We start from the raw sequence: 9799 nt of genomic DNA, 5'->3' as shown, positions 1-9799 counted from the left end.
CTTGAGGTGGGAGTCTTCTCGCCTATTGCTGATAAAATAAGAGTCAATATTATTTGTCCTGGTGCGATTGAAACTAATATCGGTAAAAACACGGAGAAAACACCCGAACTAGATAAGATTAATATCCCCGTTGAGTACCCTGAAGGAGATAAACCATTAGAACATCAACCAGGAAAGCCAGAGCAAGTCGCAGACCTAGTGGCCTTCCTCGCTTCCGATCAATCTAGTCATATTACAGGGACAGAACTATATATCGATGGAGCGGAGTCTTTACTGAAGTAATTGATTTTGGCTTATCTCCTTTTGATAAGCCTTTATTTATTATCAGCAAACAGTGCAAATTTTTATTTGTTATATAGTCCTTTTATGTTGTAAGTAATTGGTATAATCTGTCGGAGTTATATAAGCGAAGTTTTCAAATTCATGAATTAGGTGAGCTTGGTCATAGTAATTGTTTTCATATATGATGTCTTCTATCCGAAAACCCTGTTGAAGCATTATTAAAGCATTTTGAAATCGAACTATTCTACTAAAATTTTTTGGAGAGATACCTAAGCGCTCGGAGATTTTTTGTCGTATATATCTATCTGAGTAATGAGTTTCAAGTGCCAGTTGATGAATAGGTTTCCCTCCTTTAGATTTTATAATTTCATTAATTAAATGATTTGTTAACGGACTAGATGTGTGCTCTGCTAGGATAGATTTAACTATCGTTTCTTCAACATATATCACTCTTTTTTCAAACGTAGAATCCTCTAACAGCAATTCTAATACTTTCTCTTCCACTTTCATAATCATGTCTAAATCGATTACATTTTCAACATATTCTTCCATTTTTATTTTTTGGAAAGTAATAGTACAACCAGGTGGGAAGCGAATACCAAAGTATGCCACACCTTCTTCAAATGGCACTAAATTACTTAATAATAAACTTCCATACACTTTAATCGAAGGCATACTTGAAGAAAGTTTGAAGATAATATCTAAGCAACCATCTGGAATGGCAGGTAAATGATCCTGTCCCCCCTCCCCCATTGTGAATTGATAATAAAGGAGCGGCATTTTATTATAATACCTTAAATATTCTTGATAATTCTTTGTGTCGTGGTTAAAGTGGGGTTGTATATAAGGAATCGCTTCGATAGACCTTTCTCCATTCATCATCTTATTATTCCCCCTTATAAGTTCTGAAGTTATATTTTAAATTAGAGAAAAATTTTGTATTTATCTATGAACCCGTAAGAACATCTAACAGTAATATAACTAGTTCGAGAGAAGATTTAACACTTTCCCCATTCATGCAATCTTTGCTATTTTCATAATGAAAGCGATTATCAGTGATTCAATATGAAAACAAGTTCCGTTTTGTGCAATACATATTATCACTTCTTATCTACAATAAATATTAACAACTTAAATGTTGTACAAATATTTAGAAAAGGAGAATCTTAATGACCACTACAATAACAAAAGTGAACCATCCTCTAGAGCCATTGAATACAGCAGAAATTGCCCTTGCTACATCAGTAGTAAAAAAAGAAAAGAAAATCAATGACAGTTTTCGATTCGTCAGTGTGACATTATATGAGCCTTCTAAAGAAACAGTATTAAACTTTAAAAAAGGAGATCCCATTCACCGTAAAGCATTCATCATTTTATTGGACAATAAAGAAGAAAAAACTTATGAGGCCATTGTGTCCATTGATAAAGAATCCATTCTAAAGTGGGAGCATATTCCTGATGTGCAGCCTGGCATTATGGCTGATGAATTTCTTGAATGTGAACAAGCTGTTAAAGCTGATCCAGAAATGCAAGAAGCTTTCCGAAAGAGAGGAATTGAGGATTTTGATCTTGTAATGTGTGACCCGTGGAGTGCTGGTAATTTTGGTTTAGAAGAAGAAGAAGGAAAACGAATCGCTAGAACAATTTGTTGGTTAAAAACAGATAAATATGATAACGGGTATGCACGTCCAATTTCCGGTTTACATGCATTTGTAGACTTACACAAAATGGAAGTCATCAAAGTGGTGGACCATGACATCATTCCCCTTCCTGCAAATGACGGCAAATATACTGCGGAAAGTATCGAAAAACTCCGCGATGACATAAAACCTCTAGAAATCATTCAACCAGAAGGACCTAGTTTTACTATTAACGGTCATGAAATAGAATGGCAAAAATGGAAAATACGCTTTGGCTTCAATCCTCGAGAAGGACTTGTTTTACACACCGTAAGCTACAATGATGAAGGTGAAGAACGCCCTATTCTCTATCGTGCTTCTTTATCAGAAATGGTAGTTCCTTACGGAGACCCAGGCGAACCTGTTAACCGTAACAATGCTTTTGATGTTGGGGAGTATGGAATTGGTATGCTTGCTAATTCATTAACTCTTGGTTGTGACTGTTTAGGCGAAATTCAATACTTTGATGCATTCTTAACAGATAGCAAGGGAAACCCTTCTACTATCCCTAATGCCATTTGTTTGCACGAAGAAGATTACGGAATACTTTGGAAACACACAGACTTCCGTACAGAAAAAGTGGATGTACGACGTTCGAGAAGACTAGCTTTATCAAGTATTTCTACTGTCGGAAACTATGAATACGGATTTTTCTGGTATTTTTATCAAGATGGAAATATAGAATTTGAAGTGAAATTGACAGGAATTCTGCATACAAAGGCCGTTTCACCTGGTGAAAAATCAACTTATGGAAACTTACTTGCTCCACAATTAGACGGACCAAATCACCAACATTTCTTTAACATGCGCTTGGATATGATGTTGGACGGCGTCAAAAACTCCGTTGTAGAAGTAAATACTGAAAGTGATGAATCAGGCGAACATAATCCATATGGTAATGCATTTATTGCAAAATCTAATACATTAAAAACAGAAAAAGAAGCTATGCGAGATATTAACCTAGAAACAGCACGATATTGGAAGGTAATTAACCCTAATAAGAAAAATTGGGTTGGTGAACCTGTCGGATACAAACTGTTTACTGGTGAAAATGCATTTCCTTACGCACACAAGAATGCCAGTATCATGAAACGAGCAGGCTTTATGGGCCATCATTTATGGGTAACGAAGTATGACCAAGGAGAAAAATATGCTGCAGGTGATTATCCCAATCAACATAAAGGTGGGGAAGGATTACCAAAATGGATTCAAAAGAATCGTTCAATTGACAATGAAGACATTGTTGTCTGGTATACAATGGGACATCACCATATCACTCGACCTGAAGATTGGCCGGTTATGCCTACCGCATATATGGGTTTTTCTCTAAAACCTGTTGGATTTTTCAAACAAAACCCTTCGATTGACGTACCACCTTCCAAACCAAAGGGCAACTGCAACCATTCATCATGTTCATAAGGAGGATTCAAATAAATGTTAATTGTTAGCTTACTCATCATTACCATTTTAAGTACTTTGACTATTGCTAGGATTATCCGATTAAAAGATTTGATTCAAAACTCATCTTCTCACGTTCACATTATCATTATGACTGTAAGCATGATTTCTTCCCTATGTTTTGGAATAGTACTTGGTATCCTGTTTATGCATGACTTAGTTACTTCATCGATAGTGGCCACATTATTCGGTCTACTTGTTGGTTTTGTCGTCGGTATAGCCTTCCATCCAATTGCAAGCTTGGGTGGAATGGCTGAAGGTGTGATGGGTGGTGTCATGGGAGCAATGACAGGAGAAATGATTCATATGACTGCTAATTCGCAAGCTTTTCTTGGACTTATGGCTATAGTATTTCTTGTATTTATGATTAGTTTACACTGGATTTTAACTTCATTTAGAACAGAGAAAAGTAATCTTACAACTGCACAATCACTAGAAGTTATTGAATAACAATGGAGGGACAATACTTATGGTTGAATTAAAAAGAAAATTAGGTTTTTGGCAAGCCTATGCAACTGCTACAGGTTTAGTAGTTGCAGGGTCTACCATGGTTACGCTTGGTAACAGTATGGGGTTAGTTGGACCAGCTTTTATTGTTTCTACTTTTCTTGCAATGGTGATCAGTATTATTATCGCTTTATCCTATGCAGAATTGGCCTCTATTCTACCTGGGGCAGGTATGATAGGAGATTACACGTCAGTAGCAATGGGTAAATTCATGTCGATTATCGCCGTGTTATCTGGTTATTTCGTACTTGTTGCAACTGTAGGGGCAGCAGAGACATTAACTGCAAGTTTTGCAACCCAAACACTTTTTCCTGACATCAACACAACATTAATTGCAATTATTTTGTTAACCTGTTTCTTAATTGTCAATTTGTTAGGGGTAGAAATTTTTGGTTCGATTCAAGTTGTATTAACACTTGGCATTATGATCACATTATCTGTACTTGGTTTGTTGGGTGCTTTTGACATGTTCACCACTACTGAACGCATTGACACAATATTTAACCCATCTGGATGGAGTACCGTATTCCAGTCTCTAGCAATGGGAATCTGGTTATTCATCGGTATTGAATTTGTGGTACCAATGGTAGAAGAGGTTAAAAATCCTAATAAAAACATCCCGAGAGCGATGATTTTCGGCTTACTATCAATTTTTGTTGCAGATATGTTATTCGGGCAAGCAATCATTCACTATATCGATCCTAGTATTTTAGCAAACTCCGGTACACCACAAATTGATGGTGCTGGTGCAATGTTAGGTGATTTTGGAACTACTATGATGATTATCGTAACTATTTTAGCTGCAGCTAGCTCGATTAATTCCAATTTTGCAGCTGTTCCTCGAATGTTTTACGGATTAGCACGTGACGGATTATTACCTCAAATTTTCAGCTATCTACATCCGAAATACCGTACACCATGGGTGAGTATTATTACTGTATATGTCCTTTTCAGCTTACCTTTATTTATATTTCAAATAGGTGCCTCCACATTAAACATACTTGTTTTGTCCGCATGTACAACTTGGTTAATTTCTTATATTATTGCTCAAATAGATGTTATGATACTAAGAAAAAGATACAAATATTTGGAGAGACCGTTCCAATCTCCTTTTTATCCATATACACAAATAATAGGAATTGTCGCTTGTATCTATATGATCTTTACCATTCATCCGGATCTGGCAGTAAAAATACAAATCTATACTATTGCTGGTTCCTTTCTTATTGGTATATGTTCTTATGCATTTATTTGGCTGAAATACAAACAACAACCACTGTTTGAGCCAGTGCCAATAGAAGAAAAAACTCAAAAAGTCAGTGTGGAGGAAGAGTTCCATGACGAGTTTTTATTAGACCATGATGTGAAAGGAATCTAATCAAAAAAGGAGGATGTACATGTTTACGAATATTGAAAGAAGGGCTAGTAAGCATTTCAAAGAGATATTTCTTCTTTTTAATTTGCCAGTTACAGATCCAGTAAAATTATCTTGGAAATATAACGTTTCGGCGGAAAAGAAGTGGCTGTTTCGATTTATATTAGATAAAAGATTATTAACAAGAATCTACAAGTTCACGATAAATTATAGTTTTACAATTAGCGATACTTCTGACAAACCTATCGCTATACATTGGGATTATCGAAAGAAGAAATGGGTGTCTGACCAAAACTCACACTCCTTTTGTCAATTGCTTAACCAAAACTATCGGCTAAAAAACGTTATTCAACAGTTAGACTTGGAACAATTAGCAATTAAACAAAACGGAAGGGATATTATCATTACGGAAGTCCCGCTCCCAGGTTCTTTTATGTTTACCTTACTTCCTCCAATGCAGTATTTAATAAAATTAAAACATGAAGAAATAACCGCATTAAAAAAAATACCACTATTAATTCAGCACTCTATCCAAGCGTAGGACAAAGTGAATATCTCATTGTAAAAAAGCTAGCAAAATCTTTATTGAAAGAAATCTCGTTAGCTTTCCTTTCCTTCACTGTGAAATAACATTAACAAAACATCACAACTATCTCCTATGGATGAAAATATGGTATTATATAAAGAGAGTATCGAACCAAATTGGAGGTTAAGAAATGGGTAAACGTTTGTTATTATTTATCTTGACAAATATCTTGGTGATGACGACGATTGTTATTGTTTGGTCAGTAATCACTAGATACACAAATCTTGGTGGTTCCTATTATAGTGGGGGAACTATCAACTATACTACTCTCATGGTCTTTAGTTTGGTGGTTGGTTTTACGGGTGCATTCATCTCACTAGCTATGTCCCGTTGGATGGCTAAAATGATGATGAAAGTAAAAGTAATTGACCCAAGCCGCCCAGGATCAGCTCAAGAACGTGCCGTATATGAAAAGGTAGAGAGATTATCCCGTGCTGCTGGACTAGCACACACACCGGAAGTTGGGATCTATCAATCCAGAGAAGTAAATGCTTTTGCGACTGGCCCAACGAAAAAACGTTCACTGGTTGCTGTTTCTCAAGGACTGTTAGACACAATGGATGACGATGCTATAGAAGGTATTGTCGCGCACGAAGTAGCACACGTTGCAAATGGCGACATGGTAACAATGACGCTTTTACAAGGTATTGTTAACACATTTGTCGTGTTCTTCTCCCGAATCGCAGCCATTATCGTATCGCGTTTTGTCCGTTCAGAAATTCAATGGATCGTACAATTTGTAGCGATAATTGTCTTCCAAATTTTATTCTCTATTCTTGGAAGCTTTGTCGTCAGTGCCTACTCACGACATCGAGAGTATCATGCTGACCGTGGTGGAGCTGACCTAGCGGGACGTGACAAAATGGCGCATGCTTTACGCTCGCTAAAAATGTATGTTGATCGTGCAAAAATCGATGATCGTACCGACGATTCCGCAATCCAAACGATGAAAATCAGTGGAAAAAGTGGCATGATGGCATTAATGTCTTCTCACCCACCACTAGAAGATCGTATTGCAAAACTGGAACAACGATAATATGAGACTATGAGCAGTGAGGGTCAAAACCCTCACTGTTTTTTTGTGAAAGTGGTCAAAATGTAAGTCTGTAGTATCCTCCTTTTAGCTCCCTATCTGTATGTCCTTCAAGCTTAAAAGAAATACATTTCATTATTTCTCACATGAAATCATGCCTCTGAAACATACTAAAGTTAGGAGGCAACTAGCAGATGAAAATGACCTATTTAACAATCTTATTTTTACTTTTCACTCAAACCAGTGTTTCGTATGACTTGGTGGTAACGTACAAAGGGGATCCAATTGCGAGTATCAATCGAACTGATTTGCTGGTTCCCTATTTAGACGATCCGCTAATCGATGATTCTAAGTTTAGCGAGTTTACAAAAGAACTTGGTGAAAAAATCTCGCAAGAACCTGTAGATGCAACGATCGACGATGATGGAGTAATTGTCCCTGGTCAAGAGGGATATGCATTACACCGCCAAAAATTCAAAGAACTGTTTTACACCAATTTTTTCGAAAAGGATGTTATCCGAATAGAAGCACCAATACTTAAATTGCATCCCAGAGTGGACAGTGAATTACTCGCCGATATTCGAACGCAACAAATAGGGCAATATATTACCTATTTTAATGCAAATAATGAAGAAAGATCTCATAATATTTCTCTTTCAACGGAAGCAATTAATAATCATGTTGTATTTCCCGGTAAAACCTTTTCTTTTAACGAAGTGGTTGGAAAAAGAACGAAAGAAAAAGGATATTTGCCTGCTCCCGAGATAGTGAAAGGGGAATTAACAGAAGGTATCGGCGGGGGGATTTGCCAAGTGTCCTCCACTCTATTTAATGCTGTTGATCGTGCAGGAGTAGAAATTATCGAGCGATATTCTCATAGCAGGAAAGTTCCTTATGTTCCACCTGGACGTGATGCAACAGTTAGCTGGTACGGACCTGATTTCACATTCAAAAATAATTATAATCAACCTTTGCTAATTCGTTCTAAGGCTATTGATGGTAAAGTAATCATCAATATATACTCTTCTGATTTAGTGGAATACACTCCACGCAAAGTACCTAACGCATCAGACCAACTTCCAAAAGAAATAAAGATATTCAGCAATTAGCTACAGTTGGATCAGATATTATTAGAATGCGTCCGGAATCAACTGAGATACCATTAGTTTTACGAGGAAAACTGCAAAATAAAACTATAAGATTTCCCTGTAAAACGGAATTAACAGGGAAATCTGTCCATGCAAATGAACAGATTTCCGCGTAAAGAGTTAACTTTTTATCATTATTGCAATTGTTTATTGCGAAATCCCGCTCCTTTATTGCGAAATTGCACTCGTTTCATTTAATAAATATCCATAAAAGTGATGATAGCCTGATAGCCAAAGTTTAATCCGAATATCCATAATACAATGCCAGCTATGATAGAAATCCATTTGATGATTGTATTATTAATTCTTTTGCGGCTGAAATGGGCTATTGCCGCCATGGAAACATCCCAAATCATGATTCCGATAAATATAGCACCGCTGTACAGAAGTGCCTGTTGCTTTCCAATTGTATGTACTGCCTCTGTCAAAACCGATCCATATATACCAATCCAGAAAATAATATTTAATGGATTCGAAACTGCCAGTAAAAAGCCCGTTACAAATGACTTTATCGGAGGTTCATATTGATTACTCTCAGCAAGTGTTATCTTCTTTTTGGAATCACGAATACTCTCATATCCCAAATAAATGAGAACTAAGCAACCTAAAGTCCACATTAATAATTTTGGAATAGGAGTCGTCAAATAGTCTGCAAGACCATAGTAAATGATGAACATAAATAGGACATCAGCTAACATCCCACCAATGCCAACAAGCCATGCATTTAGAAAGCCATGATGAATTCCTTTGTTAAATTGCGCAATATTAATTGGACCAACCGGCGCAGAAAGTGATATACCTAAAAAAATATATGAGATGATGATACTTATCATTATGTTTTCTCCTAATTAATTAGATTGACTTATTAGTCTGATAATTTCTTGTTGTATCCACGTTATGTTCATAAACATTAGCGAGTTGATTGAAAACTTCCTTCACTTTTTCTTTCATCATTTCACCTCTCCTTTAAAGTAAAAAAAGACGCCCCGTCCAGTAATCGTCTAATTCAACATTCCACAAAAAATGGATGAAGATGATCATTTAAACAATACTCGATTCGATTTCTGAAAGTATGCCATGTAACCATATCAAGTGCTTGGTTAATAGGAAAGAAACCTACCTCTAAACTTTCAAGACTAGTTGTTAATTCTCCACCGATCACTTTTCCTAAAAACAATGCGTTACAAATACAACGACTTACATTTTGATACATGCCACAATATTTTTCTATTTCAATATCTATACCTGACTCTTCCTTTGTCTCCCTAATTGCGGCGTTTTTTATTGATTCTCCCTCTTCTACTTGACCTCCAGGCATTTCCCATCCTCTTTTTGGGCTTTTCACTAACAAAATCTCATTTTTATCATTTAAAACACAGGCAGAAGCCGAAACGATATGTTTTGGTGTCTCCATCATCCACACTCCTTGATCTTGAAAATGATTCCTTTTTAAAATATATAATTGGCAATCATGCTTAATACGATCATAATCGCCATTCCACCGAATAGGAAATACCCGATTATTTTAATAGGAAGTGGTAGGCGACCACCTCTAGTTATAGGAGCTCCTTCGACTTTCTGTTTATGCTCTATGACATCGTTAAAAGATTTATTTGGAGACATTATCCTTCTCCCTTCATTCTAAAAATCACCTATTCTTATAACTGTTATAAACTACAAATGAAAATAATAATAGTAAAACAACACCGACTCCAAGTACTATATTCATTA

General features: G+C 36.3%; 11 protein-coding genes. 7 read left to right on the top strand and 4 right to left on the bottom strand.

All coding sequences use genetic code 11. From position 1 onward, the window contains the following. Positions 1-282: SDR family oxidoreductase (locus GH715_RS13065; protein ID WP_163578648.1), on the top strand; the 282-nt coding region annotated here is incomplete at its 5' end. Positions 283-351: 69 nt separating this feature from the next. On the opposite strand, the gene GH715_RS13060 is transcribed toward GH715_RS13065, so the two are convergent. Then, complete coding sequence (locus GH715_RS13060; RefSeq protein WP_153835734.1) at positions 352-1164, bottom strand: helix-turn-helix domain-containing protein; 813 nt, start codon at positions 1162-1164, stop codon at positions 352-354. A 287-nt stretch (positions 1165-1451) separates the two neighbouring features. Here GH715_RS13060 and GH715_RS13055 point away from each other — a divergent pair, with 287 nt between their 5' ends. From GH715_RS13055 to GH715_RS13030, 6 genes are all read left to right on the top strand, one after another. Next, positions 1452-3380: a primary-amine oxidase gene (locus tag GH715_RS13055; protein ID WP_153835733.1), complete on the top strand. Its 1929-nt coding sequence runs from the start codon at positions 1452-1454 to the stop codon at positions 3378-3380. Between the two features lie 15 nt (positions 3381-3395). Next, complete coding sequence (locus GH715_RS13050) at positions 3396-3869, top strand: hypothetical protein (protein WP_153835732.1); 474 nt, start codon at positions 3396-3398, stop codon at positions 3867-3869. 19 nt (positions 3870-3888) lie between these two features. Next, the gene (locus GH715_RS13045; RefSeq protein ID WP_153835731.1) at positions 3889-5304 is read left to right on the top strand and encodes an APC family permease; all 1416 of its coding nucleotides are present in this window, start codon (positions 3889-3891) and stop codon (positions 5302-5304) included. Positions 5305-5323: 19 nt separating this feature from the next. Then, a complete protein-coding gene (locus GH715_RS13040) occupies positions 5324-5842 on the top strand; it encodes a DUF3156 family protein (protein ID WP_153835730.1) in 519 nt (172 codons plus the stop codon). A 175-nt stretch (positions 5843-6017) separates the two neighbouring features. Continuing rightward, complete coding sequence (gene htpX / locus GH715_RS13035) at positions 6018-6923, top strand: protease HtpX (protein WP_153835729.1); 906 nt, start codon at positions 6018-6020, stop codon at positions 6921-6923. Positions 6924-7114: 191 nt separating this feature from the next. After that, complete coding sequence (locus tag GH715_RS13030; protein ID WP_153835728.1) at positions 7115-8029, top strand: VanW family protein; 915 nt, start codon at positions 7115-7117, stop codon at positions 8027-8029. Positions 8030-8262: 233 nt separating this feature from the next. Here the strand turns inward: GH715_RS13030 and GH715_RS13025 are convergent, their stop codons facing one another. From GH715_RS13025 to GH715_RS13015, 3 genes are all read right to left on the bottom strand, one after another. Then, entirely contained in the window at positions 8263-8901 is a 639-nt protein-coding gene (locus GH715_RS13025) for a LysE family transporter (protein WP_153835727.1), read from the bottom strand. Between the two features lie 173 nt (positions 8902-9074). Further along, entirely contained in the window at positions 9075-9482 is a 408-nt protein-coding gene (locus GH715_RS13020; protein ID WP_153835726.1) for an NUDIX hydrolase, read from the bottom strand. Between the two features lie 35 nt (positions 9483-9517). Further along, complete coding sequence (locus tag GH715_RS13015) at positions 9518-9691, bottom strand: hypothetical protein (protein ID WP_163578647.1); 174 nt, start codon at positions 9689-9691, stop codon at positions 9518-9520. Positions 9692-9799: the final 108 nt, after the last annotated feature.

Source organism: Gracilibacillus thailandensis (assembly GCF_010994055.1).
Taxonomy (GTDB): domain Bacteria; phylum Bacillota; class Bacilli; order Bacillales; family Amphibacillaceae; genus Gracilibacillus; species Gracilibacillus lacisalsi.
Note: the sequence above shows the minus strand (reverse complement) of the source record. Positions and strands in the feature narration are given on the sequence as shown.

Excerpts from the sequence above, each read along its gene's own strand:
- GH715_RS13050 (WP_153835732.1), top strand. The coding sequence starts at position 3,396 with ATGTTAATTGTTAGCTTACTCATCATTACCATTTTAAGTACTTTGACT.
- GH715_RS13055 (WP_153835733.1), top strand. The coding sequence starts at position 1,452 with ATGACCACTACAATAACAAAAGTGAACCATCCTCTAGAGCCATTGAAT.
- GH715_RS13060 (WP_153835734.1), bottom strand. The coding sequence starts at position 1,164 with ATGATGAATGGAGAAAGGTCTATCGAAGCGATTCCTTATATACAACCC.
- GH715_RS13015 (WP_163578647.1), bottom strand. The coding sequence starts at position 9,691 with ATGTCTCCAAATAAATCTTTTAACGATGTCATAGAGCATAAACAGAAA.
- GH715_RS13040 (WP_153835730.1), top strand. The coding sequence starts at position 5,324 with ATGTTTACGAATATTGAAAGAAGGGCTAGTAAGCATTTCAAAGAGATA.
- GH715_RS13020 (WP_153835726.1), bottom strand. The coding sequence starts at position 9,482 with ATGGAGACACCAAAACATATCGTTTCGGCTTCTGCCTGTGTTTTAAAT.
- GH715_RS13045 (WP_153835731.1), top strand. The coding sequence starts at position 3,889 with ATGGTTGAATTAAAAAGAAAATTAGGTTTTTGGCAAGCCTATGCAACT.
- htpX (WP_153835729.1), top strand. The coding sequence starts at position 6,018 with ATGGGTAAACGTTTGTTATTATTTATCTTGACAAATATCTTGGTGATG.
- GH715_RS13025 (WP_153835727.1), bottom strand. The coding sequence starts at position 8,901 with ATGATAAGTATCATCATCTCATATATTTTTTTAGGTATATCACTTTCT.
- GH715_RS13030 (WP_153835728.1), top strand. The coding sequence starts at position 7,115 with ATGAAAATGACCTATTTAACAATCTTATTTTTACTTTTCACTCAAACC.